This window comes from Trichocoleus sp. ST-U1, assembly GCF_039961835.1.
Classification (GTDB): Bacteria; Cyanobacteriota; Cyanobacteriia; order Cyanobacteriales; family FACHB-T130; genus FACHB-T130.
The window spans coordinates 19,612-46,543 of record NZ_JAMPJZ010000021.1; the positions used below are offsets into that span (position 1 = coordinate 19,612).

The 26,932-nt window shown below is 46.4% G+C and carries 20 protein-coding genes; 9 read left to right on the top strand and 11 right to left on the bottom strand.

Translation table 11 applies throughout. From position 1 onward, the window contains the following. Window positions 1-84: 84 nt before the first annotated feature. Window positions 85-1,080, top strand: a complete 996-nt coding sequence (gene ilvC / locus NDA06_RS10365; RefSeq protein WP_190410160.1) for a ketol-acid reductoisomerase — start codon at window positions 85-87, stop codon at window positions 1,078-1,080. A 293-nt stretch (window positions 1,081-1,373) separates the two neighbouring features. On the opposite strand, the gene NDA06_RS10370 is transcribed toward ilvC, so the two are convergent. Continuing rightward, window positions 1,374-1,592, bottom strand: coding sequence for a hypothetical protein (locus NDA06_RS10370; RefSeq protein ID WP_190528860.1), 219 nt, complete (start codon window positions 1,590-1,592; stop codon window positions 1,374-1,376). 102 nt (window positions 1,593-1,694) lie between these two features. On the opposite strand from NDA06_RS10370, the gene NDA06_RS10375 reads away from it, so the two are divergent. After that, entirely contained in the window at window positions 1,695-4,289 is a 2,595-nt protein-coding gene (locus NDA06_RS10375) for a CHAT domain-containing tetratricopeptide repeat protein (RefSeq protein ID WP_348251720.1), read from the top strand. A 116-nt stretch (window positions 4,290-4,405) separates the two neighbouring features. Here the strand turns inward: NDA06_RS10375 and NDA06_RS10380 are convergent, their stop codons facing one another. Next, window positions 4,406-5,227: an SDR family oxidoreductase gene (locus NDA06_RS10380; RefSeq protein WP_190986612.1), complete on the bottom strand. Its 822-nt coding sequence runs from the start codon at window positions 5,225-5,227 to the stop codon at window positions 4,406-4,408. A gap of 266 nt (window positions 5,228-5,493) precedes the next feature. Between NDA06_RS10380 and NDA06_RS10385 the strand changes: the two genes are divergently transcribed. Both NDA06_RS10385 and crtW read left to right on the top strand, forming a co-directional pair. Beyond that, window positions 5,494-5,700 (top strand): chlorophyll a/b-binding protein, encoded by a 207-nt coding sequence (locus tag NDA06_RS10385; RefSeq protein WP_190410163.1) that lies wholly within the window; start codon window positions 5,494-5,496, stop codon window positions 5,698-5,700. Between the two features lie 402 nt (window positions 5,701-6,102). Further along, the gene (gene crtW, locus NDA06_RS10390; protein WP_190986613.1) at window positions 6,103-6,879 is read left to right on the top strand and encodes a beta-carotene ketolase CrtW; all 777 of its coding nucleotides are present in this window, start codon (window positions 6,103-6,105) and stop codon (window positions 6,877-6,879) included. Between the two features lie 73 nt (window positions 6,880-6,952). Here crtW and NDA06_RS10395 read toward each other — a convergent pair whose 3' ends face one another. Next, window positions 6,953-8,761: a tetratricopeptide repeat protein gene (locus tag NDA06_RS10395; RefSeq protein ID WP_190986614.1), complete on the bottom strand. Its 1,809-nt coding sequence runs from the start codon at window positions 8,759-8,761 to the stop codon at window positions 6,953-6,955. A 294-nt stretch (window positions 8,762-9,055) separates the two neighbouring features. Here NDA06_RS10395 and NDA06_RS10400 point away from each other — a divergent pair, with 294 nt between their 5' ends. From NDA06_RS10400 to NDA06_RS10410, 3 genes are all read left to right on the top strand, one after another. Further along, window positions 9,056-10,108 carry an EndoU domain-containing protein gene (locus NDA06_RS10400; RefSeq protein WP_348251721.1) on the top strand — a complete coding sequence of 351 codons (1,053 nt, stop codon included), beginning with the start codon at window positions 9,056-9,058 and terminating at the stop codon, window positions 10,106-10,108. Between the two features lie 426 nt (window positions 10,109-10,534). Further along, window positions 10,535-11,146: a DsbA family oxidoreductase gene (locus NDA06_RS10405; protein ID WP_190428051.1), complete on the top strand. Its 612-nt coding sequence runs from the start codon at window positions 10,535-10,537 to the stop codon at window positions 11,144-11,146. Window positions 11,147-11,258: 112 nt separating this feature from the next. After that, window positions 11,259-12,011, top strand: coding sequence for an SDR family oxidoreductase (locus tag NDA06_RS10410; protein WP_190986095.1), 753 nt, complete (start codon window positions 11,259-11,261; stop codon window positions 12,009-12,011). Window positions 12,012-12,110: 99 nt separating this feature from the next. Here NDA06_RS10410 and NDA06_RS10415 read toward each other — a convergent pair whose 3' ends face one another. The 3 genes from NDA06_RS10415 to NDA06_RS10425 all read right to left on the bottom strand — a co-directional run bounded on the left by NDA06_RS10415 (window position 12,111) and on the right by NDA06_RS10425 (window position 14,767). Further along, complete coding sequence (locus NDA06_RS10415; RefSeq protein WP_190410168.1) at window positions 12,111-13,514, bottom strand: amidase; 1,404 nt, start codon at window positions 13,512-13,514, stop codon at window positions 12,111-12,113. 207 nt (window positions 13,515-13,721) lie between these two features. After that, the gene (locus NDA06_RS10420) at window positions 13,722-13,958 is read right to left on the bottom strand and encodes a hypothetical protein (RefSeq protein ID WP_190986096.1); all 237 of its coding nucleotides are present in this window, start codon (window positions 13,956-13,958) and stop codon (window positions 13,722-13,724) included. 287 nt (window positions 13,959-14,245) lie between these two features. After that, on the bottom strand, window positions 14,246-14,767 hold the full coding sequence (locus NDA06_RS10425) for a hypothetical protein (RefSeq protein ID WP_190986097.1): 522 nt from the start codon (window positions 14,765-14,767) through the stop codon (window positions 14,246-14,248). A 261-nt stretch (window positions 14,768-15,028) separates the two neighbouring features. Between NDA06_RS10425 and NDA06_RS10430 the strand changes: the two genes are divergently transcribed. After that, window positions 15,029-15,883 carry a DUF4384 domain-containing protein gene (locus NDA06_RS10430; protein WP_190986098.1) on the top strand — a complete coding sequence of 285 codons (855 nt, stop codon included), beginning with the start codon at window positions 15,029-15,031 and terminating at the stop codon, window positions 15,881-15,883. A 30-nt stretch (window positions 15,884-15,913) separates the two neighbouring features. Continuing rightward, window positions 15,914-19,450 (top strand): CHAT domain-containing tetratricopeptide repeat protein, encoded by a 3,537-nt coding sequence (locus tag NDA06_RS10435; RefSeq protein WP_348251722.1) that lies wholly within the window; start codon window positions 15,914-15,916, stop codon window positions 19,448-19,450. Here the strand turns inward: NDA06_RS10435 and NDA06_RS10440 are convergent. The 5 genes from NDA06_RS10440 to NDA06_RS10460 form a co-directional block, all read right to left on the bottom strand. Continuing rightward, the gene (locus NDA06_RS10440) at window positions 19,442-20,107 is read right to left on the bottom strand and encodes a Uma2 family endonuclease (RefSeq protein WP_190986099.1); all 666 of its coding nucleotides are present in this window, start codon (window positions 20,105-20,107) and stop codon (window positions 19,442-19,444) included. The genes NDA06_RS10435 and NDA06_RS10440 overlap by 9 nt on opposite strands. 178 nt (window positions 20,108-20,285) lie before the next feature. Further along, window positions 20,286-21,113, bottom strand: a complete 828-nt coding sequence (map, locus tag NDA06_RS10445; RefSeq protein WP_190678420.1) for a type I methionyl aminopeptidase — start codon at window positions 21,111-21,113, stop codon at window positions 20,286-20,288. Between the two features lie 215 nt (window positions 21,114-21,328). Continuing rightward, window positions 21,329-21,997, bottom strand: coding sequence for a glutathione S-transferase family protein (locus NDA06_RS10450; RefSeq protein ID WP_190428560.1), 669 nt, complete (start codon window positions 21,995-21,997; stop codon window positions 21,329-21,331). A gap of 125 nt (window positions 21,998-22,122) precedes the next feature. Beyond that, the gene (locus NDA06_RS10455; protein ID WP_190986100.1) at window positions 22,123-23,703 is read right to left on the bottom strand and encodes an HlyD family efflux transporter periplasmic adaptor subunit; all 1,581 of its coding nucleotides are present in this window, start codon (window positions 23,701-23,703) and stop codon (window positions 22,123-22,125) included. Window positions 23,704-23,865: 162 nt separating this feature from the next. Then, window positions 23,866-26,835 (bottom strand): peptidase domain-containing ABC transporter, encoded by a 2,970-nt coding sequence (locus tag NDA06_RS10460; protein WP_190986101.1) that lies wholly within the window; start codon window positions 26,833-26,835, stop codon window positions 23,866-23,868. Between the last annotated feature and the right edge of the window lie 97 nt (window positions 26,836-26,932).

Consider the following 26,932-nt stretch of genomic DNA (forward strand, 5'->3'; position numbering starts at 1 on the left):
TCTAAGCCTAGGGTGATCTTGACGTAGTTTGATAGAATTAAGAGTTTGCACTACTCAAGATGCTTGCTCCAAGGAGTTGCCCCTATGGCCCGGATGTATTATGACAACGATGCCAACTTAGATTTATTAAGCGGAAAAACCATTGCTATCATCGGCTATGGCTCTCAAGGTCACGCCCACGCCCTCAATCTCAAAGATAGTGGCATGAATGTCATTGTCGGGCTGTATCCGGGTAGTAAGTCGGCTCAAAAAGCGAAAGAAGCTGGTTTAGCTGTCCACACGGTCGCTGATGCTGCCGCAGCGGCTGATTTCATTATGATTCTGCTGCCTGATGAGGCACAAAGAACAGTTTATACCAATGAAATTGCGCCTCACTTAACCGAAGGAAAGGTATTAGCCTTTGCCCACGGCTTCAATATTCACTTTGGTCAGGTTGTCCCGCCTGAGAATGTAGATGTGGTGATGGTAGCACCGAAGGGGCCAGGACATTTGGTGCGACGCACTTACGAACAGGGTGAAGGTGTGCCTTGTTTATTTGCAGTGTATCAAGACGCCACTGGACAAGCACGCGATCGCGCGATGGCTTACGCGAAAGGTGTCGGCGGTACTCGTGCCGGAATCTTAGAAACGACTTTCCGGGAAGAAACTGAAACCGATCTATTTGGCGAACAAGTTGTGCTTTGCGGCGGCTTAAGTGCGCTGATTAAAGCGGGTTTTGAAACGCTTGTTGCTGCTGGCTATCAGCCGGAATTGGCTTATTTTGAATGTCTCCATGAAGTCAAACTGATTGTTGACTTGGTTGTGGAAGGCGGTTTAGCCAAAATGCGCGATAGTATCTCCAATACTGCTGAGTATGGCGATTTGACCCGTGGCCCTCGGATTGTCACCGACCAAACCCGCACTGAGATGCGGAAAATTCTCCAAGAAATTCAATCGGGTCAATTTGCTCGTGAATTTGTGCTAGAAAATCAATCTGGAAAAGCCGGATTTACAGCGATGCGGCGTCAGGAAGCCGAACATCCTATTGAGGAAGTTGGCAAAGATTTACGGGCAATGTTTAGCTGGTTGAAGAAAGTATAAGCCGTTAGACAGGAAAATAACCCTGATTAAAAACCCGTTTTCTTTAAAGAAAACGGGTTTTTAAGTTTGTGCAATACCAATTCATTCTTTATGATGCCTCATTTAAGATTCCCCCAACGATTACAGCACTAACCGGGAAGGATTGCTGCTTATTTATTATGTGTAAAGTTTTATATGGAGAAAAACCGGCTCCCTGACAACTTTCCTTTTTCTTTATAAATGCGCTCGGAAGTACCAGTCATCGGTAATGGATAATGGGAATGAACATTTTCCACTAACCCATTACCGATTAACTATTTGGTTCCTTTTTCCTCTTGTTCAATCGCTTTTTCGGTTCGCTCGTAAACATTTCTGGGTTTCTTGGTAGGAAATAATCCCAGTAAAGAATTATTCAAAGCGGTTCGGGTGTTGAAACTAGCTGTACTTAAGGGTTTTGGCAGAACGCGATCGCCAAAACCAATAAACATCAAAGCTAAAATAATCACCAATGGCGTAACTGTCTTTTTATCCACAATCGTATGAAAATTTTCCTAAGGTACTTTCTTCTATTGTTCCCTCAAAAACAGGAAAAGTTAAACAGTCAAAAGGGATTTTATCTGTTTTGGGCGGCTGTCTTGTCTTTACTCGCGCCTTTCTATTTATTACCCCCCTTATCAGCAGCATCGGAACAAGAAAATATCCTGAAGAATTCCCAGGCGCAAGGAGACGAGGATTTTATCAGTGGTGTCAGGGCAAGTGTCAGGAAAAGCTTACAAACCGCCCGTACAGAGAAAGCAGCCATAACGAAACAGGTTGTTAAACCAGATCCCGTCACCATTGATAATCGATCCCAGACATCTGACAGGCAAAGCGCTAGCGAATTCAACGCAGACAAACTGCTGCAACTCGGAATTCGGCAGCATCAAACGGGACAATTTCAAGAAGCCTTAAAATCTTTGCAAAGGTCACTCAGACTCTACCAAGAGATCGGTTCGCGCCCGGGTGAAGCAAATGTTCTGTTGAATATTGGCGAAACTTACTTCACGTTAGGGCAATATTTGCGATCGCTTGCATTCTACTACCAGAGCTTAGATATTCTGCAAGGCATCGGCGATCAACCGGGCGCGGCTAAGGTGTTGGATAATTTGGGCAATGCTTACTTTTATCTGGGGGATGAAAAACAAGCAAAAGATTTTCGCGATGCAGCACAAAAGCTGAGACAAGAAATCGGCAACCCAAAACGAGAAGCCGCTTTTTTAGGGAATGTGGGAATCGCTCACGAATCAGAGGGAGAATATCCAGAAGCGATCGCACTTTACCAAGAACAGCTTGCGACAGCACGAGAAAGCCGCAATCCGAATGCAGTGCTGGATTCTCTCAATAACCTGGCAGAAGCTTATCGCACCTTGGGACAATACCCGGAAGCCATTGACTTTTATCAGCAGCAGTTGCTAATTGCTCGGAAAAGCGGCAATGTCACCGAAGAAGGGTATTTTCTCAACAGTATTGCGGACGCTTTCGAGGCCCAGGGGCAATATCCAGAAGCGATTGAAGTCAGAAGACAGCAAGTTGCGATCGCTCAAAAAAGTGGTGATGCGGCTTTGCAACTCATTGCCTTAAACAATTTGGCAAAAACTTACCAAAATGCGGGGCAATTTGAGCAAGCGATCGCACTGTATCAAGAACCCCTGGAGGCGGCGAGGAAAACAGGCGATCGCTTGGCAGAAGGGACGGCGCTGAATAATTTGGCATTCGCGCTTCTCAAATCAGGTAAACCAGAAGAAGCCAAAGAAACCCTACTCAATTCAGTGAAAACTTGGGACGCTATCCGCGCCAACTTAGGCAGCACTAATCGCTATCTAGACGCGCAAACAACGACTTATCAGCGTTTGCAACAAGTTTTAATTGCTCAAAAACAGCCGATTGCCGCCTTAGAAATGGCTGAACAAGGGCGGATCAGGTCGATTGTCGATTTACTGCGGCTGCGGTTATCTACCGAACCCGTAGGATCGGGTTTAAAACCTGCGCCGAAGAAACTGACTTTCCCGACGATTGAAGAAATTAAAAAAATCGCCAAACAAGAAAACGCCACACTTGTTGAATATTCAATTATTCCCGATGAAGGACTTTATGTTTGGGTGATTCCGCCTAGTGGGGAAGTGACGTTTCGGCGCATCGAACTGGGTGCCCAAAATACAATTTTCCCCGTCTCTTCCATCGAAAATGTAATTGCCAAGATTCCTGAATCTCTAGGATTGCAAGCGCCTGGAAATCCTCCGAAACCCAGAGCAACAGAACCAGCGCCAGCCGGAAATGCAACTTCCTCACCGGCGAAAGCGCCAATCATTCAGCCGAAACCGTTGCTGCAACTGCATCAACTATTAATTAAACCGATTGCCGATTTATTGCCAGAAGACCCAAACGCCCGTGTTATCTTCATTCCGCAAAAAGAAATGTTTCGGATTCCGTTTGCGGCTTTAGTGGATGTTTATGGCAACTCCCTGATCGATAAACATACGATCTTGACAGCACCGGCAATTCAGGTACTTGCTTTAACCAAAGAACAACGAGGAAAAACTTCTGGGGGCAATCGTCTGGTAGTCGGAAATCCCGTGATGCCGCGAATTGCACCAGCACTGGGGCAAGCACCGAAAGCGTTACCGCCGCTAGCCAATGCAGAACAGCAAGCCTTAGAAATCGCTGATTTTCTCAAGACAAAATCCTTGCTAATTGGCAACCAGGCGACAAAGGCGGCGGTTTTGGAACAGATGCGGAAAGCGAAAAGCGTTCATCTAGGAACTTATGCAATTTTGGATGATGTGAAGCGCCAAGGTGTCCCCGGTGCGATCGCACTTTCTCCCGGTGGTTCCGATAATGGCTTACTTACTTCTGCTGAAATTCTGGAATCCTTTGCCCAACCCAAAGGGCAACACCTGCGTCCTGAATTAGTCGTTTTCACTGCTGTTGAAAACGGTAAGGGTAAAACAACTGGCGATGGAGTAATTGGTTTGTCTACTTCTCTGATTGCAGCGGGTGTTCCGACTGCGATCGTGCCTTTGTGGTCTGCGCCAGATGCTCCCACAGGTGCGTTAATGAGTGAATTTTACAAGCAGTTGAAGCAGAACGACGATAAAGCCAAAGCCTTGCGCCAAGCCATGCTCAAAATTAAGCAACAAAATCCCAATCCCAAAGACTGGGCAGGATTCACCTTAATTGGGGAACCCAGATAACTATCGCGGTTAGTATATACAAATATTTTTCGCGCGAAGGCGCAAAGGCGCAAAGACGAGACAGCGCCTTTGCGGGGAGGGGTTCTTCCCAGATTGCTGAATGAGGGTCGATATGGCTATGCTTCCTTATCTTTGAGCTGGAAGGTTTTCCGAAACACCCACTGCATAAAGCCGGGAAACATATTGTAAGAGGCTTTCGATAGATTGGCGGAACCGACCAACACCTCAGCCCGCTGATGCTTCACCGCCTCCCAAATTGCCTTTGCCACATCCTCCGGCTTCTCCACCACTGGGGTACTCAGCACCAGATCGAGCTGATCTCGACGCGCTTGGGCATCTTCTACATTCTTACCTCCAAAGATTGCCCGTTCCATCAAACTACTCTTGATTAGATTCGGGTAAATTCCACAAACATGAATGCCTTTGGGTGCGAGTTCTGAGTGCAGCGCTTCGGTCAATCCAGTTACCGCAAACTTGCTGGTATTGTAAGGCACAAGATAAGGAACGGGGACTTTGCCGCCGATAGAACTCAGATTAACAATCGTGCCCTGTTTTCGCTCTAGAAAATGAGGTAATAGGGCGTGAATCGTATGAATATATCCCCACAGGTTGAGGTCTATCGTCTGGTGCCAATCGTCTAGGGAAAACGAGTCTGCTGGCCCGGATATATAACGACCTGCATTATTGATCAGCACATCGATAGCGCCATATTCTTCCAGCGCCTTCTGAACGAGGGTTTTCACCTGTTCTGGGTCTCTCACATCAGTGGGAACAGCTAGGGCTTTTCGACCGAGCGATCGCACTTCCTGTGCTGCCGCTTCCAAGCGGTCAGCCTGACGCGCCGCCATTACTAAGTCATATCCTTTCTGGGCAAACAAGAGAGCAGTTGCTTTGCCGATGCCTTGAGAAGCACCTGTAATTATTACTGTGGAAGCCATACGGTTATTTCAAATAATAGTGCTTTGCTCTCTAAGTTTGTTCAACAAAAACTGGGAAATCCTCTAGCTTTCGTCAGAGTTTTTAATAAAAACTGCTGTAGTTCTGCTCACATAAATCCGATGAACTTTGTGATATAAATTACTTTGTCTAAAACCCCTTACATCTTCCTTGAGAATTAAATGCAGTTTGGGACTATAGACAGAGAGCAGAGATTAATGGGGTAGTTAGGATGTATGCGTAATCAATTTGTTAAGGAATGTAAACGATGCAGACTCGCCCTACTGATTTACCACCTGTTGCTAGCGCGTACAATGGCAAAGACCGCAATGCCTTTCTGTTTGGCTGGAATCCTCAAGCTGAGCTATGGAACGGACGCTTGGCGATGATCGGCTTTTTAGCTTACCTACTTTGGGATTTTGCAGGCTACAGCGTCGTTCGGGACGTGCTGCACCTGGTTTCCTATACCCGCTAATGTCTGTACCCGCTAATGATTGACTTGCAAGACTCGTCTGGCTGGCAGTTGTAGATAAAAACTTCATCTGCGAGCCGGACGGTCAAGCACTCGATGAGCTTGCGACTGATGTGCAGTCAGAGGCAGCGGTTAAACGTCTCTGGTTCGGATCGCAGTACCAGCTATCCTTTACAATAGTTATATTATTTTTACAGTATTTAACAAAAAGGAAGCGCTATCTCATCCAGACACCGAGCATCAACAGAGTTTTCTTCCCAGAGGGACTTGCACTCGATCGATTTTTGAAGGATGAGTATCGTGTAAACCGAGCGCGATCGCGGGTTCTTCAGGATAAGGTAGCGATCGCTTCGCTATTAGCTCCTAAATTTTTGCTCGAAAGGAAAGCTACAAATTTATACAAGCATGATTCAGCTCGAACACGCACCTCTGCAACAAGCGAAACTTCCGCGAATACAAAGAAGTGAAAATCCAATTATTGGACTTGTAATTGCTTTTACTATTATTGGCATCTGGGCAAGCAGTCTGGTTTTCTTGATGTCTCTTGACTGGTCGCAAATTCCTACAGTGTGGAGAATCCCCGCGATCGTTTGGCAAATGTTTCTTTATACAGGATTATTCATTACCGCCCATGATGCAATGCATGGAGTGGTATTTCCTGAAAACCGTAAGATTAATAACTTGATAGGTTCATTGGTATTATTGTTGTATGGATTCTTTTCTTTTGACGAGTTATTGAAAAAGCATGGGGTACACCACCAGCACCCAGCAAGCGAATTCGATCCGGATTTTCATAACAGTCAGCATAAAAACTTTTTTGCCTGGTACTTTCACTTTATGAAAGGTTATTGGAGCTGGAAACGCTTGTTTGCTTTAATGGCTTTCTATAACCTGATTGCTTTCACCCTGCCGATCCCAGAATTGAATTTGACTTTATTTTGGGTGATTCCTTCAATTTTAAGTTCGGTACAGTTATTCTTTTTCGGTACTTTCCTGCCTCATCGAGAGCCACAAGAGGGTTATAAAGACCCTCATCGCGCCAAAACTAATGCTCTGCCCGTTTTCTGGTCATTTATCACCTGTTATCATTTTGGCTACCACGAGGAACATCACGAACATCCTCATCTTCCTTGGTGGCAGCTACCAGAAGCTTACAGAATGAATCAGACCGCTTCTAGTTGACAAATCACCGTTTGTACTGCCAATTGCCATTGTAAATAGATAGAAGGGGCGTATCTAATACGCCCCTTTTTTATTACTTCTTAATCGGTAATTTTTTAGGTGGCGGGAGACTATTTTTCTTTTTCTCTTCCAATTTTTGTTCTTCCAACTTCTTTTCTTCCAATTTTTGGGTTGCTAGGGTTTTGTTTTCCAACGCTAAAGTGTTTTTTGGATCGAGTTTCAAAACTTCATCAAAGACAGCGATCGCTTCTTCTAACCGATCTAACAGCAACAGGGCGACGCCTCGACCGGCAAGACTATTCGCATCATTGGGCGTAATGCGAATTGCCTGGGCGTAAGCGGCGATCGCTTCTTCATACCGTTCTAAAGCGACTAACACGACGCCTCGGTTGTACCAAGCTTGTGATAATTCAGGATTAAGGCTAATCGCGCGATCGCTAGAGGCGAGGGCTTCGGGGTTTCTTCCCAAATGCCATAGCACCACCGTTCGGTTCGCCCAGATATCGGCAAGCAGCGATTGATTGAAGTTCGGATCGCTACTTTTAATCGCTCGATCGTAAGCGGCGAGTGCCTTGGGATAATCTTTTACTGTCCTCAGTATCCTGCCTTTGTTGAACCAAGCTTGGGCATAGTTAGGATTGAGGGTGGTAGCGCGATCGCTCGAAACGATGGCTTCGGAGTATCTTCCCAAAAACCACAGGGTAACGCTGCGGTTGTTCCAAGCTTCCGGGTAATCAGGGTTAAGACCGATGGCGCGATCGTGAGAGGCTAATGCTTCTTCGTACTTGCCTTGTCCAGCTAAAGCATTCCCCCGCTGATCCCAGGCTAATGAAGGACTCACCTCACCCCATCTCCCATCTCCTTGCAATGCTTTATCGCAGGCGGCGGCGGCGTCTTCGTACTTGCTGACTTTGTTTAGCGTCGCGCACTGGTTCGCCAGCGCCACAGAGTACGTGGGACTCAATTTCACCGCCATTTCCTGAGAGGGGAGTGCTTGGGCGTACTTACCCACCAGGGACAGCAAAACGCCATGTTCAGTCCAAGCGGTGGCGTCTGTGGGATTCAGCGCCAAAGCTTGATCGTAAGAAGCGATCGCTTCTTGGTACTGACTTAATTTTTTCAGCGCCACGCCTCGGTTGTACCAGGCGACGGCTGGAGTCCCAGCGCCCCAATCAGCATCACTTTTCAGCGCCAAATCGCAAGCCGCGATCGCTTGAGAATATTGCCCAGACGCAGAAAGTGCGGCGCATCGATCCGCTAAAGCTAAGGAATAATCCGATTTAATTTCTAAGGCTTGGTCAAAAGAAGCAATCGCTTCGGCGTTCTGTCCCAGCTTCCTTTGTGCTAATCCTTTGTTGTACCAAGCGATCAGCGGCGTATTATTCTCCCAATTTCCATCGCCTCTGAGTGCTTTGTCGCAAGAAGCGATCGCGTCTTCATATTTGCCTAAGTTGGCGAGGGCGATACATCGATCCGCCAAAGCTAGGGAATAATCGGGTTTGAGACGGATAGCCTTATCAGCAGAAACCAGGGCTTCGGTGTATTTTGCTTGTCCTAGCAGCCCATCCACTCGGTCAGTCCAGATTTTCGGTTTTTTGGGATCGAGAGCGATCGCTTGGTCGCAAGCCGCGACGGCTTCTGCATATTTCTTCTCGTCCCCCAATAAGTCACACAAACTCCCCCAGTAATCAATGTCCTTCAACTCCAGGGGTGGCTGCGGCGCTGGCTGCGCCAGTATCTGGGAGCCGTAAAAACTAACACTTACACAATAAAAACTTAACAGAAATAAACTAAAAGTAAAAAATCTTTGCTTCGCCTTTTTCTCTCTGCGGGATTGCCCTAGCAATGCGATCGCCTTCTTTAAATTGCCGTAGTCTGCCATAGCGAGAGCTGAATTTTAGACTTCAAGAATAGCATAAGCGCGACCATTTATTACCTTGCCAAAATTAATATTTAACACTTTATCTGTAAAGTAAAATAAACTCTTGCCAGGTTTAAAAAAATTAGAAAAGTATGATTATCTTATCCTTTCGGGAGCTGGCAATAAATGTCCGGATTTTTATAAAAAACGCTTGAATATACTCTGTCAACGCCCTCATCTATTAACGTAATCTTACGGGTTCTTACCTTAACAATTATGCAACGTAATTTTTTTTTTAGTTTAGGCGCAAGCCCAATGCTTAGAATTGCCATTTTCTTGCTCGGAATCATTCCGCTACTATCAATCGATGCTGCTTACGCTCAAGTCCCGCCCTCTGGAACTTTCACCGCTACACGCACTTGTGTAGCACCACGAGCAATTAACGGGATAAATCCGGGTAATATCCAAGTCTCAAACGGTCAGCGTTATCAAGCAATTGGCTTCAATTCTCCAAAGCGAAAGTTTATTCAGCTTGCAGTCCCTGGTGCTAAGCCAGAACGTCGCTGGGTTAGTGCTGATTGCGGTAATTTTTCCCCCACAACAGATGCAAGTCCTGAACCGAACTCTGGCACCGTAACGCAGCCATCGACATCGGTACTACCCTTTTTTGATAATGTTAATAATCCAGAGCTTCATGGCTTTCCACGCGGGCAAAAAGCAGACATCACACCGCCATTACCCCAACTCAATGCTTTTGACCAAGCAGTGTTGAGAACCTGCGGAGCGATTGGCACCAAAGTGACGCCAAGTGCTTTCAAAAGATTGATGTTAGAAAATCGAGATGTACTGCGTGAAATTCAACAAGCAGTGGGTGGGGAACTGCGTGCCGTCCGCAGTACAGAAGCAGAATTTCTCGACGATTTAACGGCTGCTTGGTCTGCAAGAGGCGGCTTTGAACATATATTTTGTGGTGAACTCGAAGGGGCAACGAAGATTGGCGGGCTACACTTTTTTGGCAGATACCGGGAACTGCAAGAGCAAGGAATTGGCGGACGACTTGCGAATAATTTGAACAGAGAAGAAGTCGTTCCAGGGTTAGTTTATACCTTAGGAGTATTCATCAAAAAGGATGGTCAAACTTGGAGAGATAATATCAAAGGATATGCTCTCGTCAGCGATGCCAAAGAAATGTTATTAGATGCGACAAAAGCATTGAAAGCACAGGGAAATGCTCAGGGAGCTTGCATTTTAACAGTGCAGGATGATGAGACGAATAAATCTTATAAGGCGGTTTTTGTCAAGAGTCGAGATGCAATCGTTACTTTTTATCCTGATGCGACTCCTGGGGGAAAAGCTTGCAGAAATTAATTGAATAACCCCATCCCCGCCCCGTTGTTCGTACCGTATACACACACGTCTTCTAGAACCTATTTGTCCGGTTTTACTCTCCGTAAATCCCCCAACTTATCGGAGGGATTTACGGGGAGAATCAATATTCTGCAACTGATACCTCAGATGGAAGGTGGGCGGAAATAGCACCAGTAGGATTTGAGGAGGATAGTGAATGGAATGCAGACATTATTGAAGCTTGGAAAAACGAATTGATTGCTTGGACTTGAGTGGAAGGGGCAGACATTGCTAACCCTGATTCTGTTCGTTTCCATCTAGCACCTAGCCATTATTGATACTTGTCCAGTACCTCTGAAGTAAAGACGCGATCGCTCTTTTAGCGCTTGAACCACCACGATTGGCAGTTAATCCCCCTGCGTCATCGTTTGTTGAGAGGAATATGCCATGACTCTGAAAATAAAAGTTTTCTCCGACTACGTTTGTCCATACTGTTTTCTAGCCGAATTCCCCCTAGAAGCAGCGATTAAGGGAAAAGACGTTGAAGCTGAGTGGATACCCTTTGAGCTTCGACCATCACCACAGGCGACGCTGAAACCGGAAGACGATTATCTTCAAACGGTTTGGAAGCAGTCAGTCTATCCACTAGCGAGAAAAATGGGTGTTGAGATCAAGCTACCAACTATCTCGCCGCAACCACATACACATCTAGCGTTCGAGGGTTATCAGTACGCGAGAGAACATGGTAAAGCTAACGAATACAATGACCGTCTTCTCCGAGCGTTTTTTCAAGAAGATCGGGATATTGGCAATATCGAGATTTTGACGCAGTTAGCGGGAGAAATTGGGCTGGATGAAAAAGAGTTTAGAGAATCCTTGGAAACTCGAAGGTATAAAACAGCTCATCAGCAGGCATTAGAACAGACTCGCAAAGAAGTCGGTATTACCTCAGTCCCGACATTTATGATTGGCGATCGCATTTTGCCGGGTTTGTTAAGTCAAGAAAGCTTGGAACGAGCCATTGATCAGGCATTGGAGGGCAATCTTAGTCAAAAATAGCGATCGCCTAAACTGCCCATTTTTCTAACCATTGGCGTGAATTCCCTAACCGACAAATTCATCCCCATCGGGATGGGTAAAGTACAACTCTAGTCATTACAGGAGATAAAATATGGCAATCCTTTCAGGACGAGCTTGGATTACGGGTGCGAGTAGCGGCATCGGCGCAGCGACCGCCAAAATATTGGCTCAGAACGGAGCGAAAGTCGTTTTGTCGGCACGCCGCACCGAGCAACTCGAACAGCTTTCCCAGGAAATTGAACGTGCAGGCGGTCAGGCGATGATCAAACCGTTGGACGTAACGAATCGGGAAGCTGTGGCACAGCTTGGGGAGGAACTGGAAACAATGGGTGGCGTGGACATCCTGATCAATAACGCTGGTTTAATGCCTCTGGCACCGATGCTGGAAGGGCGTGTGGATGAGTGGGAGCGGATGATTGATGTGAACCTGAAGGGACTCCTCTACACCATTCATGCTGTCCTTCCCGGCATGGCTAAGCGCAAGCACGGTCATATTGTGAATCTTGGATCGGTGGCTGGACGCTTTGCCTTTAAAGGGGGGGCTGTCTATTGCGGAACCAAATTTGCGGTGCGCGCCATCTCTGATAGTTTGCGCCAAGAGGCAATTGAATATGGCGTGCGGGTGACAGACATTGAACCAGGAGCAGTAGCGACTGAACTTGCCGATTCAATTAAGCATGAGGCAACGAAAGAAGCTGTGACCGGGCAAGGCGGTTTTTATGCTCCGGGTGCGGATATTCTACAAGCGGAAGATATTGCCAACGCGATTCTTTACGTGGTAAGCCAACCTGAACACGTCAATATCGGTGAGTTGTTGATTCGTCCGCGTATTCAGGAACTCTAACGAATTTAACCAGTAGGATAATCCCAAAGCATAAACTGTCTTGGGGCTAATTAGCCTCGTTCCCCAGCTGAGCCGGGGAACGAGAAACAGATATCGCTTTTATTGCGCGGCAAAGTCAGGACGGCGATCGCTCCAAAGTTTTGCAGCTTCTAGTTGTGCGGCGAGGGCAATCAACGTGGTTTCGTCAGCGGGGCGTCCCACCAACTGCACGCCGATTGGCAACCCGTTGGCGTCAAAACCAGTCGGAAGTGCGATTGCAGGCTGTCCGGTGGCATTGAATGGGGGACACGGAGCGATCCACTGAATGATTTTCTGCAATCTTTCCTCCGGATTCAGGTGCGCCCACTCCCCAACCCGAATTGGCTGATGCATATAAATGGGCACTACCAAAACGTCATAGTTGTCAAAAAAGGCAACAATGCGCCGCGCCATAATTTGCATCTGAGCAACCGCTTGCAGATATTCACCCGCAGAACCGGATTTCTCTAGCATCCAGCGATTCATCGGTTCCAAGTAGTCGCCGGGAATCCCCGTCGCCGCCACACCAGCTTGCCAAACTTTGGAAAAAGGTTTGATCAAATCGGTAAAGTCTGGACAACCGGGTTCAACGGTATGACCCATTTCTTCTAGCAATTGCACAGTTTTTTGGACGGCTTGCCCAGATGCCGAATCGGCTTCGCCTATCGGGGGAATTGTTGTAGAAAAAGCAATCCGCAAAGACCCCAATTTTTGGGCAGTTGCGGCAAGAAAAGTCGTTCCTGGGTCGGGCAACCAGTAGGGATCGCCCGCGACATAACCAGACATGACATCCAGAAGGGCGGCAGCATCGGCAACGTTACGCGCCAAGCAGCCATTGGTTGCAATGCCATTTAGATGATCGCCCACAGGTGCATAAGACACCCGACCCCTGGAGGGTTTAATGCCGACTAAACCACAACAAGCAGCGGGACCGCGCACCGAACCGCCGCCATCAGAACCTTGAGCGATCGCGCACAACCCCGCCGCCGTAGCCGCCGCAGCGCCCCCACTCGATCCCCCTGGTGTATAGTCAAGATTCCAGGGGTTCCGGGCGGGTGGAAACGCCGGAGGTTCTGTATAAGGGAAAGAACCCAGTTCAGAAGTCGCTGTCTTACCGAGAATCGTAAACCCCGCCAGCTTAATCCGCGTCACCACCGCATCATCATAAGCGGCAATTTTGTCCATCAGCGCGGCTGTTCCGTAGGTACAGCGAACACCAGCAACGGGGTTGAGGTCTTTAATTGAAATGGGTACTCCAAAAAAGGGCGGAAATTCTTCTGTGTTGCCTGCCAATGCTTCCGTCTTCGCCTGGGCATCGGCAAGCGCCATATCTGCCATGACGGTAAAATAACTCCCCAGTTGGGAATCCAGTCTCTGAATGCGTTCCAGGTAAAGTTCCACCAACTCTAGCGGTGATACTTGTTTGCTGCGGATGAGCCGCGCCTGTTCTATCGCTGGGGTAAAAGCTAAATCTGTTTGATTCATGGGAACTTTGGGCGATCGCTATTTAATCTTGAACGCCTGAGCGCGTCTAGGCAATAAAATCCTAGCTTGCCAATAAACATTGTTTCACGCTAAAGACATGACCGACTATTAGCCAACAGGCGATATTTTGTGGTGAGGAAGGCCGATCGCACTTTCCGGAAGTCTTTAATTACTGGCATTTCAGCAGGTTTTCGGATTTACGGATATTTATTGCTGTTCATTTTGGATTTGATGAGTATTTTTAGGTTCGGTTATCCTGTTGTTTTGGATTGTACCGCTGGTAAGCAATGCAATCAGCGCCACAATCACAAAAATCATTAAAAAAAACTCCCACCCATTGGCTTGATTAATCTGGCGCTCTTGTTGGCACTTTAAACAAATGTAATGATTCTCATCCCGTGAATCTTGAATCCAAGGGCAATATAATTCTTGACATTTCTGCATAACATAACTCCCCTTTTGTCAATAGATAAATGTTGGCAGTAGGTACTAAATTTTTCCCTGGTGACTACTGGATGCGCTTTTGCTCTTGACTTAGGTTTTTCAATTACTTGTGAAAAGCGACAGTATTAGAAAAACCTGAAAATTCTAGGATGAAGCCTATATATAGCGTTTGTCAGTTGGATGAAATCTATTGCGGTTCTAACCTTTGGTAAGGGCATGGCAATGCCATGCCCTTACAGATTTACCGCACCAAATCGAGAATTGCTATATATAGGCTTGGCTAGTCGTTATTCAATCAGACCGGGGCTGTGAAAATGCAGGGATACGACTTTAGAGCTGCTTTTATTGATAATAGAGTGGTACTCGTAACGCTCCGTAGACAGAATACCTCCGGCTGATATCTCAACTTCTCGGTCTAGCTTTAGTTCTTGTTCGTCGGACATTTTAAAAAATTGCGATGTCAGAGTTCCTTGGAGGACGATGGCAACTTCTAGAGATTGACCGTGACGATGAATTATCGAGCGCTGCTGGGGCAAGGAAGCAACAACTAGAATAGAGATAAACTCATTCCCTAGAAGATTTTTCAAGCCAACTCGATCTGGTTTAAATAAAGTGTTTTTCTTCACCAGATTAAGTAAGCTATCGCTCCAATCCAGATTTTCTACGAGGGCTTTGAGTTGTTGCACAGTCATCAAATGCGGCGGGGTATCTGCCACTCGACAGTAAAATTGAGTTAAGGAATCTTTGGGCTGCAAATCATTTTCATGGTTAACGATTGAGTGGCGAGAATTGAGAATTTTTAGACTCACGATCTTAATTACTCCGATTGTAAAGGGGAAAGGCAACACTACTTTAGCTGTATGACCATCAAGCAAACAAAATAAGCTAGTAGTCGTTATTTACAACTTTAATTAAATATTTGAGATGTTAGGAAGATAAATATAGATACAAATAGAAGAATGTCGCAAGTAGATTCATGTAGATAAATGTAGAAATAGGTGAATTTATCATTGCCATATCTTAACGAAAAAACTAGAATGGTTGATTATTCTCTACCAGAAACCTAGGCAATGAATATACCAAAATACAAAGATTATGAAAAGGATTTTCTCAACGCAATGGTCACGAGGTTTTGCTTCTCTGGTAAGAGAGAAGTTGCGTTTGTGGAACGCCTGCTGGAAGTTCATATCAATTTAGATGATCAGGAATTAGCAAAGGATTTAGAACCAAATTTGATTAAAGGAACTAAGGCAGAAAATGCGGTTACTATTTTCCGAGATCATTGGATAGCAATTTGTCACAAGTTGGCTGAGGAGGGATGTGACTTTAATGGAACCACTAAATATCGCTGGAGAATAGCCAAGCGGTGGCTGCGTGAAGATATATTTCCCCAATGGGCAAGAGAGCAAGGCTTAGTAGAAAACTTAGTGATTACTGCCGATGAATTTTGGCGGCAAATACTGGAAAAAGCTGTTCCTACTAACAAAATGGGACCAGTGCTGGCTGGCGTTGGCGTGCTGGATATAGGCAGCGGTTATGAAGAATGCGTGCGTTTGGGGAGTTATATTCGCTTTGAAGTGAATCTGGAAAAGGCTGGTTACTTGCTGCTGTTGGAGAAAGGAACTACAGGCAGATTTTGGTGCCTTTGTCCGTCAGGTTATGCCCCTCAGCAATATTTGCCTGCTGGAGTAGCGGTTTTACCTCAGCCAAATTCGCCAAAAAAATCCTTTAAGGTAACTGGCGATATTGGTTTAGAGCAGATTGTAGCGGTAATTAGTAAGGATAAGCCAATTCTAGATTGGTTTCCAGAGGGAATTAATGCACCATTGCAACTGCAAGAAAATCATTTGAAACAATTAATAGAATATCTGGATCGCAGCCGAGATTGTCAGGTTCTCTACACAGAATATACCGTGACAGCATAGATAGCACACTACCTACCAGAGGATCAAGAAATGTTTAAATGGCTAATCGTACTTATTATTGGAATTTTAGGGATTATCGCTGCCTTCTATCGATCAATTCGGCGCAAAGTCAGGATTAACAAGAAGATTCAGCAGCTAAACCAAAGAGTTATTCAGCTTTATGAGCAGGGTGAGTACATTGAAGCAGTAATTTTTGCCGAGAAAGCTTTGAAGTTAACGCGACAAATTTGGGGAGCAGAACACTCTGATGTGGCTACCAGGTTGAATAATTTGGCGTTACTTTACAAGTCTCAAGGGCGGTTTGGGGAAGCTGAACCGTTGTTGGTAGAAGCTTTGGCGATGAGCAAGCGCTTGTTGGGAGCAGAACACCCTGATGTTGCTCTTAGCTTGAATAATTTGGCAGGACTGTACGAGTCCCAAGGGCGGTTGAGCGAAGCGGAACCTTTGTACCTAGAAGCTTTGGCGATGAGCAAGCGCTTGTTGGGAGCAGAACACCCTGATGTTGCTCTTAGCTTGAATAATTTGGCAGAACTTTACCGTAATCAAGGGCGGTTGAGTGAAGCTGAACCCCTATTTCGAGAAGCATTAGCGATGCGGCAGCGCTGGCTGGGAGCAGAACATCCTGATGTTGCTACCAGTTTGAATAATTTGGCGGCACTTTACCTTACTCAAGGGCGGTTGAGTGAAGCAGAACCGTTGTTAGTAGAAGCTTTGGCGATGCGGCAGCGCTGGCTGGGAGCAGAACACCCTGATGTTGCTCTTAGCTTGAATAATTTGGCAGAACTTTACCGTAATCAAGGGCAGCTGAGTGAAGCAGAACCGTTGTTGGTAGAAGCTTTGGCGATGAGCAAGCGCTGGCTGGGAGCAGAACATCCTCGTGTGGCTACCAGCTTAAACAATTTGGCAGAACTTTACCGTAATCAAGGGCGGTTGAGTGAAGCAGAACCCCTATTTCGAGAAGCATCGGCGATGAGCAAGCGCTTATTCGGAGTAGAAAACCCTCGTATGGCTACCAATTTGAACAATTTGGCAGGCCTTTACCACTCTCAAGGGCGCTTGAGCGAAGCGGAACCTTTGTACCTAGAAGGGTTGGAGGTGTGGAAGCGCTTATTAGGAGCAGAACACCCTGATGTTGCTACCAGTTTAAGTAATTTGGGGGAACTTTACCGTACTCAAGGGCGATTCAGCGAAGCGGAACCGCTATTGGTAGAAGCTTTGGCAATCAGCAAGCGCTTGTTGGGAAAGGAACATCCCAATATTGCTCTCAGTTTGAATAATTTAGCGTTACTTTACGAGTCTCAAGGGAGATTCAGCGAAGCGGAAACGTTGTACCTAAAAGCATTGGCAATGAGGCAGCGCTTGTTGGGAGCAGAACATCCCGATGTTGCTGGGAGTTTGAACAATTTGGCGGGACTATTGACAGCCACTAACCACTTTACTGAGGCACTGGCACTGATGCGCCAAGCTACCGAAATCGAAGATAGTATGATTAGCCAAATCTTTGCTGTCAGTTCGGAAAGCGATCGCCTCGCCTATCTGCAAACTATCAGACGTGATTTTTATGGGTTTCTCTCCCTAGTTCATCGCCACCTGTCGGACTATGGGGAAGCGAAGCAGGCAGCATTGGATTTAGTGTTGAAACGCAAAGCTTTGACTGCCACTGCCCTAGCTACTTTCAACTCTGCCGTATACAGCGGGCGCTATCCCCACCTTGCCACCCAGTTCCAGCAATGGCAATCTTTCCTGGCTGAGGAACTCCACCTCATATATTCTCCACCTTTACCCGACCCAGAAATTCCCCCCGCAGCGTTTCGCACTGAACAAGCAGCTTATCAACAGCGCCTAACCCAGTTAGAAGCAGAATGCAAAAAGTTAGAAAAGCTACTGGCATCGCAGGTGCCAGAAATCCAACTCCAGCAGGAACTACAAACTGCTAACTGTCGCGCTGTCGCTTTGGAGTTGCCCGCAGGCTCAATCTTAGTAGAATTTGTGCGATTTGATGTCTGGGATTTTCAAGCAGTTTCGGCGCGTGGGGATGCACGATGGCAACCCGCCCGTTACCTGGCTTTTGTTTTGCCAGCGCAACAGCCAAACTCTGTAGAAATGATTGACTTAGGGGAAGCAGAACACATCGACCGACTGATTCGAGTGTTTCGGTCGTCGGTGTCTCTGAGAGGTGACACGCTGGAGATGGGAGACTGGGACGGTGACGATTCAACATTCCTAAAATCCGATTCCACCCCTGCGATTGCCCTGCGGCAAGCAGTGTTTGACAAAATTAGTGCTGTATTAAGTGGTAGCAAACATCTGCTACTTTCTCCTGATGGGGGACTGAACCTGGTGCCATTTCAGATTCTCCCCAGCGACGATACGGGTAAGCAACTGCTGATGGACAATTACACCATCAGTTACCTCACCGTCGGGCGGGATATCCTGCGCTCAAAAGTTCAGCCGACCCGCCCTGCTTCGCCGCCTCTTATCATCGCCGACCCTAAGTTTAACTGGGCAGGGGAGCCAGAAACTAAAACACTTCCCCAGGACAGCCAGAAAGTAAAATCACTCAGCATCCTATCAGACTACCCGTTTCGCCCCGCCCCAGGTACTCGCTTTCTAGGCGAAGCTGTTGCCCAGAAACTAAGGGTAAAGACCTATGTGCAACAAGAGGCACTAGAATCTCTCCTTACCAACCATCAGTCGCCCCGCATCCTGCTAATTGCTACTCACGGCTACTTTTGTGGTGAGAAAGACTATCTGAATTTAATTGAACAATTACTAAATTGTCCCAGCACAGAGGAATCAGAGATATTGGAGAATAACTCCAAACTAATAGATCGAGAGTTATTGGCATTGATGGAAGAAATATCAACAAAGTTGGTAGAGAATGGAAATCAGAATGCAGCAGATTGGTTGCGAAACTTCGCGGTACAAGTAACTGAGAGAGTTGACATTACCCAAGCATCCTCAAGCCAAAATTGCGATCGCCTCGCCACCACAAAAGTAGAAAACCCGATGCTGCGTTCGGGGCTTGCCCTCGCAGGTGCTAACACTTGGATCGCAGGTGGCACTCTCCCCCCAGAGGCAGGCAAAGGCATTCTGTTTGCCCAGGATGTAGCGGGACTAGATTTGTGGGCGAATGAAGTTACCGTCCTGTCTGCCTGCAATACGGCAATTGGCGATATCAAAATCGGCGAAGGAGTATTTGGCTTGCGTCGCGCCTTTGCCGTCGCCGGTTCAAAAACTCTAGTAATGAGCCTATGGCCTGTACCAGATAAAGTAACGGCGCTCCTAATGCAGCGTTTCTTTGACAACTTGCAGTGCGGTCTGGGTCGTGCCGATGCCTTACAGAAAGCCCAAAATTACATCCGAACGATTACCGTCAAAGAATTGCGCCAGTCTACCTTGGGTGCTGAGGTGCTATCAGAACTGCCGTGTCCAGAAAAATTACCAACACAAACCAGTATCTCTTGTCAAGAGGAAGATAGACTGCTAGAGCATCCTTTCTTCTGGGGAGCATGGGTTTGCCAGGGAGACACCACAGCTTTAGCGTCAGCGACACTTCTAACCTAAAGTATCCGGCTCGACACCAAGCGATCGCAGTTGTTCTGCCAGTCGTTCTGCCCGTCTTCGTTCCTGTTCTGCTGCCTCTTCTGGGGTGGGAACCAAAACACCTTCTGGGGTAAAGTAGCGCAATTTTCCAGCTTCTATACCCAAATACAAATCCATAACCTCACTCCACAGCCAACCTTGAGCATTAGGCACAATGGCTTGATACTGTTCTCCTACCAGCCGAAAACCTGCAAACTCTAAATCCTCCGGGTCGAACCAAAAGTATTCTGGCGTGCGAAAGCGGTTTTGATACAACTCTTTTTTGAGATTTCGGTCAATGCTAGCAGTCGTATTGGACAGTAATTCGATAATTAAATCGGGATATTTGCCTTCTTCCTCCCACACTACCCAAGATGGTCGCTCTTTTTTTTCTGTGTTTTTCACCAGAAAAAAATCTGGCCCTCTAAAGTCTCGATTTCGCAGTTGTTGCCGACTAAAATAAACTGTCAGATTAGCGCCAATAAAAAAATCATTCCGCTTGCGCCAAAACCATTCTAAGCAACTCACCAATAAAGCTAGTTGCTTGTAGTGCAAAGAACTTTCCATTTCTGGTTCATCGCTCAAAAGTTTTGTAGCATCTGGCATTTGTGCTTCTAATTCTTGCGCTGTTTGGTACATATTGCCACCTGCTCATAGCTATTTTAAATTTCAAATTTTAGAGATGAGAATAGAATTTGTATCAAGATGCGATCGCTTTATGAACTTATTCTATAAAAATAAACAAAGCCCGCATAGGCGAGCTTTGTTTGTATAGTCCCAGCATTTTATGCTGCGGGTCAATCAATGTAACGATGCGTTAAACTTTCGAGCGGTCGGTCAAAATTTCATATCCATCTTCCGTTACCAGCACGGTATGCTCAAACTGAGCTGACAGGGCATTATCCACCGTCACTGCCGTCCACTTGTCGGATAAGATGCGGGTGAACTTTGAACCAGCATTTAAAATCGGCTCAATTGCCAAAGTCATTCCAGCCCGAAGCTTGACATTTGGCATCTCGCGGGTGCGGAAATTAAAAACAGACGGTTCTTCGTGCAAATTCCGCCCAACACCGTGTCCGGTGAAGTCTTCCACAATACTAAAACCATTGCTTAGCACATGGTCTTGAATGGCACCAGCAAGGTCGAGCAGGTAGGCTCCAGCTTTAACTTGTTCAATTCCTTTAAAGAGTGCTTCTTCTGCTACGCGGATTAACTTAGCCGCTTCTGGTGTCACTTCACCAACGGCGATAGTGATGCAGGAATCACCGTGATAGCCCTGGAAATAAGCACCTGTATCAACTTTCAAGACATCGCCAGTCCGAATCACTTTTTTGGCGTTGGGAATGCCATGTACGACTTCGTTGTTGATGCTGGAGCAAATGGAAGCAGGGAAGCCGTGATATCCCTTAAAACTGGGTGTTGCCCCCATTTCGCGGATGCGCTTTTCGGCATAAGCATCTAAATCCGCTGTTGTCATACCAGGCTGCACCATCTCTTGAATTTCTTTGAGTACGGTTGCCACAATCTTCGCCGCCTGTCGCATGATTTCAATTTCACGCTGTGACTTAATTTCAACGCCACGACGTTGTTTTTTCTCGCGGGGAGGTTGAGCGGGTTGGAAAAGCAGATTGTTCAGGATGTTCATTTGACAGATGGCGAGTGGTGGGATGTCAACAGGGTAAAGCGATCGCTCCTCCCGCCTGCTTCTGGGGTGATTGACGATTGAGGAAGCACTCTCCCTGTTAATTTGTCAGGTATTTATTATCTTAAGTTAACTTTGTTGAAACCATTCCTAGGGCGGGAGGCTCCACGGTTGTTCTCGCATCTAAATCGGTTCACGATTACAGCTACCAACTGGTATTAAGACTGGTTCTGCCGTGCTGCCATCAACTCTTTGAATCGAGGCTTAAAGGCTTCGATTGCCTCCTGAGTGGGCTGGGTTTTTTGCCATGCAGGACGCTGCACCAAGTTCTCACACCAGGCACTCAGTTTGGGATGGTTATCCAGCGATACGCCTAGCATAGGCAACAACGGCACCATCGTTCCGGCGACAATCTCAGCGAGGGTGAGACTAGCGCTACCTGCAAAGTATCGATCGTCGCCCAGTAGACTCTCAAAAAAGTTCAGCACTGTCAGAATTTTCTGCTTTGACTGCTCCAACTGCTGTGCGTCTGCATCCAAGCCCATCATTTGATTGGCGAATGGGTTTATGGCAGGCAACAGTTCGTTGACAGTCACCATTTCCACCATCCGCACGGTTGCTAGCGCCTTGGCATCCGTAGGTAGTAAGGCAGGCGTGGGATATTTTGCCTCTAGATAGTCAAGGATGGCTAAGGATTCTATAACGTTAAAGCCATCATCCACTAAAACTGGAATGTGGTGGAAGGGATTCATCGCTAGAAATTCTGGGTGAAATTGATCGCCATCCATATTCAGCGATACCAGCTCAAAGGGAATTTCTTTCTCCAGTAGCGCCACCCATACGCGCCTTGAGTTAGCGGAAAGGGGAGTGTGATAAAGCTTCAGCATGAGGATACCTCTCCAGAACTTATTTCCCAGGATACTCCGCTCCCTGGTCTGGCAACGAGCGCGATCGCGCCTGTAACTTTACCGCAGACTTCCCTCTCCCTATTCCATCTTGCTGCTAAGAAACACTAGCGAACCGTCTTTAAGCCTTCAACTTTATCCATAAATAAATCAGTGAAAATGCTCATGATTGTGCGTTTACGTACCTTCAGGTTGACACTTACCGACATCCCTGATTGCAGCGGGACTTCTCGACCCTTAATTAAAAGAGACTGATTATTTAAGCTAACTTTGGCAGGAAATGTATAATAAGGGCGGATTTGTTCGGGTGGTAGAGCATCCGATCCAATCCAGGTTAAACGACCTTTCGTATCGCCAAATTCTCGGAATGGAAAAGAGTCAATTCTAATATCTGCTTCCATTCCTTCTTTAACAAAGCCAATATCTTTATTGGTGATAAAAACTTTAGCAACTAGGCTGTCACTTGGAACGATTTTTAAAACGGGTTCGGTAGAATTAGTAACAAAACCTGGCCCATGAGGTTTTAGCTCAAAGATAGTTCCATCTACCGGAGCTTTAATTTCTTGATATTTTAAATTTTGTTCCGCTTGACTCATTTGGCTGTCAATTTCTGCAAGACGCTTGTTGTTTTCTACAATTGCCTTGTTTAGCTGATCGTCAATTTCTGCCAAACGTTTTTCATTCTCAGCAATTTTGGTTTGCAAATCTTGTTTCGTCAAAGCGATGGTATTTTGCAGCTTTTCATTCGCTTGCGCGATCGCTAGCTGTAACCGCTTCTGTTCCTGAGTCAGTTGATCCACCTCAGCTTGGCGAGTACGTACATCCTGCTTCTGCTTCAGGTATTGCACGCGGGAAACTGCTCCTTGCTTCATGATCGGTTCTATATCGTCGAGAATTCCCTGATTCACCTCTAATAGGTCTTTGGAACTCGCTATCTCTACCTGAGTTTGACTTAATTGCTTTTCTAATTGTTCAGCTTCTAACCTAGCAGTCGCAACGCGAGAATTTAGTTCTGCTATACTCGATTGAAAACGTTGCTGTTGATCTAAGCTAAGACTTGTTCCTTTGGCAGAACCTCTTAGTTGAGCGCGATACAGTTGATTTTCTGAGGCTAAAGAGGAGCGCACTTTAGTCAGAGAGACTAACTCTAATGGTAGTTTTAGTTGAGCAGTCTCTCCATCTATTGCAGCGGGGAAACCTGCGCCTTTTATTTGCGATCGATAAAACTGATTTTCTTGCTTTAATGCTGTCTGAATTTTATTCAGAGAAGTTAACTGAGCCTGAGCTGTTTCTGAGTCTAAACTCAGCAGTTTATCTCCTTTTTTTACTCGTTGTCCATCCTTGACATAAATTTCTTTCACTACCCCTGCTATTGGAGCTTGAACTTCCTTAACAGCACCTTGAGGTTCCAGTTTGCCAGTCGCAGGGATGGCTTCTTCAATTTGGAATACAGAAGCCCAAACTATCACAAAAGTTGTCATTCCCATGATTCCCCAAACAATCGCGCGAGACCAAGTCGGGGATTGTTGAAGAATAACGGCTTGATCGAAGTTGTTTGAGGTAGAGGCGGGTGGCGTTACTTCCTTATTAGGATTAGGACTTGGAACTGTATTAAGGCTAGGACTTGGGACTGCTTGGGGTACTAAAGATAGGTGTTCGTTAGACTGTTTTCCATTTTGTTGGAGCATAGCTGACAATAGTGCTGAGTGCTAGGACTGGGGACTGTGGACTGAGGACTAAGGACTGAAGAGTGTTAGCGAAGCGGCGCTGTGTTCGCGGACTGAATAATAGAGGGTGAGAGGGGGATTTATTAATTACCCATTAGCCATTAGCAATTCCCATTCAGTTTTCTATAGTTGCGCTTCTTGTTGTTGATACAGGCAGTAGTAGCGACCTCTGAGAGCCATTAATTCATCATGAGTGCCCTGTTCAACGACTGCACCTTGATCCATCATCAAAATCAGACTGGCATTTCTAATTGTAGTTAAACGATGGGTAATAAAAAACACAGTGCGATCGCGGAATGTCGAGGCTAGATTTAAACACACTTGTCGCTCTGCGTTGTAGTCCAAAGCGCTGGTTGCTTCGTCTAAAATCAGTAACTGAGGATTTTGTAAAACGGTACGCGCGATCGCAATTCGCTGTCTTTGTCCCCCAGATAAGGCAGAACCCCGTTCTCCGACGCGAGTGTTGTAGCCGTTCGGCAAAGCCATGATAAAGTCATGGGCAAAAGCTACTTTGGCAGCTTCAATGATTTCCTCATCGCTCGCATCTGGATTGGTTAGCGCGATATTTTCTTGCACCGTCCCATCAAACAAGAGAGTATCTTGAAGCACCATTCCAATCTGACGCCGCAGGGAATAAAGTTCTACCTTACTAATATCGTAGTCATCAATGATAATCCGCCCCGATCTTGGCTCATAGAGTCTGGGTAAAAGTTTTGTTAGGGTACTTTTACCCGATCCACTTTGTCCTACGATGCCGATAAATAGCCCTGCTGGAAAGTCTAGATTAATGTTACTTAGCTGAAGAGCGCCGCTAGGATTGAAGCTAAAAGAAACATTTTCAAACTTCACGCTTCCTTGAATGGCTGGCATGAGAATGTTGTGGCGCTCGGTTTCATCTGCTTCGAGATTTGCGTCGAGAACATCGCCCAGTCGCTCAAGAGATAAAGCGGTTTCTTGAAAGTTTTGCCACAGTTGTACTAATCGCAATAACGGACTTGTTACATAACCGGAAAGGATGCGGAAAGCAATTAATTGTCCTAATGTTAATTCTCCTTTTAGGACTAAATAAGCTCCCGCCCATAACACTAACAAACTGGAGAGTTTATTTAGGAAACTGCTAATTGAACTGGCAGTCGTAGAGGTGGAAACTGTTTTAAATCCAGCACTGATATAACGACCATAACGCTCTTGCCATTGCCAGCGCGATCGCAATTCTAAATTTTGCGCTTTAACTGTTTGGATTCCTGACAGAACTTCCACTAAATAAGAGTGAGTTTCGGCGTTGCGCTCTGCTTTCACCCGCGACTGCTGCCGAATGATCGGTGACACTCCAAGTGTTAGCAAAGCAAACAGTGGCACTGTTGCCAATGCGACTAGCGTTAGCACTCCGCTGTAAATCAACATCACCGCAATGTAGATGACTGAAAAGATGGCATCTAACACTACAGTTAAGGCAGTTCCGGTTAAGAAGGAGCGAATATTTTCTAGTTCATTAACGCGAGTAGCGAGTTCCCCAACAGGTCGCCGTTCAAAATAGGACAAGGGCAGGCGTAGAAGGTGGCTGATGACCTCTGAGCCTAAAGCCAAGTCCATCCGGTTGGTGGTATCAACAAATAAATGCGTGCGTAAACTGGTCAGAACTGCTTCGACAGCAGCGACGACTACTAAGAAAATGCCTAAAACAGATAAAGTATCGATACTATTTTGTACAAGAACTTTGTCAATAATCACCTGAGTCATCAGGGGATTTACTAGACCAAAGATTTGTACAAAAATGGAAGCAATTAAAACTTCTATTAAAACTTTGCGGTAGCGATAGATAGAAGGTAAAAACCAACGCAGACTAAACCGCTCTTTAGAAGCTTCTTTTGTGGGTCGGAGCAGCAAAACTTCCCCTTCTGGCCCCCACGTTTCCATAAATTGGGCGGGTTTTTTGCGTAAAATGCCAATTTCTGGCACCGCCAGCACTAACTCGCGATCGCTAATTTTGTAAAGAATCGCAAAACTATCTTGCCAGCTAATCATGGCGGGAGCTTGCAGGCGACACACCGCAGCCGCAGGCACTTTAATTAATTGCGTATTTAACCCGGTTAACTCAGCCACCGCACCGCAAAATTGCAGAGATAAGTTCTCGGTGTGCTTGAGGTGATTGACTAAGACTCTCTTGATGACATCCCGTCGGAAAGGTATCCCCAAGTGCTGAGACAGCATTTGGAAGCAAGCTAATGTTGCATCCAAACGACCTCTCCCGTAGATGTAGGGGTGTTTCTCCTGTTTAAAGGGCGTCGCCGTTTCACCGGCGGGAGGCTGTTCCGGCGCGTAGGGAATCGCTTCCCAGTCGGTTGTAGGGGCAAGGGACGCCGATGCCAATGCGATCGCGTCTTTCGATTCCGAGGGAAACAGGATTGACTTCTGCAAGCCCAATAAACGAACCCCTCTCGCGCCTTCTACGTGTAAATTTCCTGGTGTACTCGGTATTAAGCGGCTTCCTACGGGGAAATCAGCGGCGGTTCCGCCACTCACCAGCCATACCCAGTTAGGATCTATCTTGCTGAGGGGAGTTTTTCCGGGGGGTAAGTTGAGAATCGTTGCTTCTGAAACCGCTTTTAAAGCGAGTTCCTTGAGATTGGTTGTCCCATCAGCTTGACGCGCCAATTCTTCCCCAATCAGATCGAAGACTTCAATCAAAGAACAACGGTTTTCAAAAGCAGCCGCAAATGAGCGTTCCTGGTTTAATAAAGCTAAAAAATCGGTGTCTGGGAGGATTAAACAAATAGTTTCTGTCGAAGCGATCGCTGTCTCGCAAGCCGTTCCCCGAATTAAGCTAACCCATCCGAGAATTTCGCCAGGTTCTAATAATTTCAGGGTGACAGGTGCTTGGCTCCGGGGGTCATAACCTAAAAGGCGGGCTTGCCCTTGATAGATAATGGCAATTTGCGCTGGCATTGTTTCCCGCACAAACATTGCTTGTCCCATGCGGTAGCGCAAAAATTGAAATTTTGCTGCCACTTTTTCTAAGACGACGGATGGCAGTTGATTAAACGGAGATATACCAGCGAGAATTTCTTTGATACTAATTGTCGTGTGGGTCATCCCGTCTTACGGCTGCACCCTCCATCCAAGCTGTAACTTGATGGGAAAGAACGCCGTCCTCCTTATTCAAATATTTACAATCTATTACAGTTAAAAC

Bases quoted from the DNA above. Each gene is read 5' to 3' on its own strand.
- ilvC (WP_190410160.1), top strand. From the start codon at position 85: ATGGCCCGGATGTATTATGACAACGATGCCAACTTAGATTTATTAAGC.
- NDA06_RS10380 (WP_190986612.1), bottom strand. From the start codon at position 5,227: ATGGCTTCCACAGTAATAATTACAGGTGCTTCTCAAGGCATCGGCAAA.
- NDA06_RS10385 (WP_190410163.1), top strand. From the start codon at position 5,494: ATGCAGACTCGCCCTACTGATTTACCACCTGTTGCTAGCGCGTACAAT.
- crtW (WP_190986613.1), top strand. From the start codon at position 6,103: ATGATTCAGCTCGAACACGCACCTCTGCAACAAGCGAAACTTCCGCGA.
- NDA06_RS10395 (WP_190986614.1), bottom strand. From the start codon at position 8,761: ATGGCAGACTACGGCAATTTAAAGAAGGCGATCGCATTGCTAGGGCAA.
- NDA06_RS10400 (WP_348251721.1), top strand. From the start codon at position 9,056: ATGCTTAGAATTGCCATTTTCTTGCTCGGAATCATTCCGCTACTATCA.
- NDA06_RS10405 (WP_190428051.1), top strand. From the start codon at position 10,535: ATGACTCTGAAAATAAAAGTTTTCTCCGACTACGTTTGTCCATACTGT.
- NDA06_RS10410 (WP_190986095.1), top strand. From the start codon at position 11,259: ATGGCAATCCTTTCAGGACGAGCTTGGATTACGGGTGCGAGTAGCGGC.
- NDA06_RS10415 (WP_190410168.1), bottom strand. From the start codon at position 13,514: ATGAATCAAACAGATTTAGCTTTTACCCCAGCGATAGAACAGGCGCGG.
- NDA06_RS10420 (WP_190986096.1), bottom strand. From the start codon at position 13,958: ATGCAGAAATGTCAAGAATTATATTGCCCTTGGATTCAAGATTCACGG.
- NDA06_RS10430 (WP_190986098.1), top strand. From the start codon at position 15,029: ATGAATATACCAAAATACAAAGATTATGAAAAGGATTTTCTCAACGCA.
- NDA06_RS10435 (WP_348251722.1), top strand. From the start codon at position 15,914: ATGTTTAAATGGCTAATCGTACTTATTATTGGAATTTTAGGGATTATC.
- NDA06_RS10440 (WP_190986099.1), bottom strand. From the start codon at position 20,107: ATGTACCAAACAGCGCAAGAATTAGAAGCACAAATGCCAGATGCTACA.
- map (WP_190678420.1), bottom strand. From the start codon at position 21,113: ATGAACATCCTGAACAATCTGCTTTTCCAACCCGCTCAACCTCCCCGC.
- NDA06_RS10450 (WP_190428560.1), bottom strand. From the start codon at position 21,997: ATGCTGAAGCTTTATCACACTCCCCTTTCCGCTAACTCAAGGCGCGTA.
- NDA06_RS10455 (WP_190986100.1), bottom strand. From the start codon at position 23,703: ATGCTCCAACAAAATGGAAAACAGTCTAACGAACACCTATCTTTAGTA.
- NDA06_RS10460 (WP_190986101.1), bottom strand. From the start codon at position 26,835: ATGACCCACACGACAATTAGTATCAAAGAAATTCTCGCTGGTATATCT.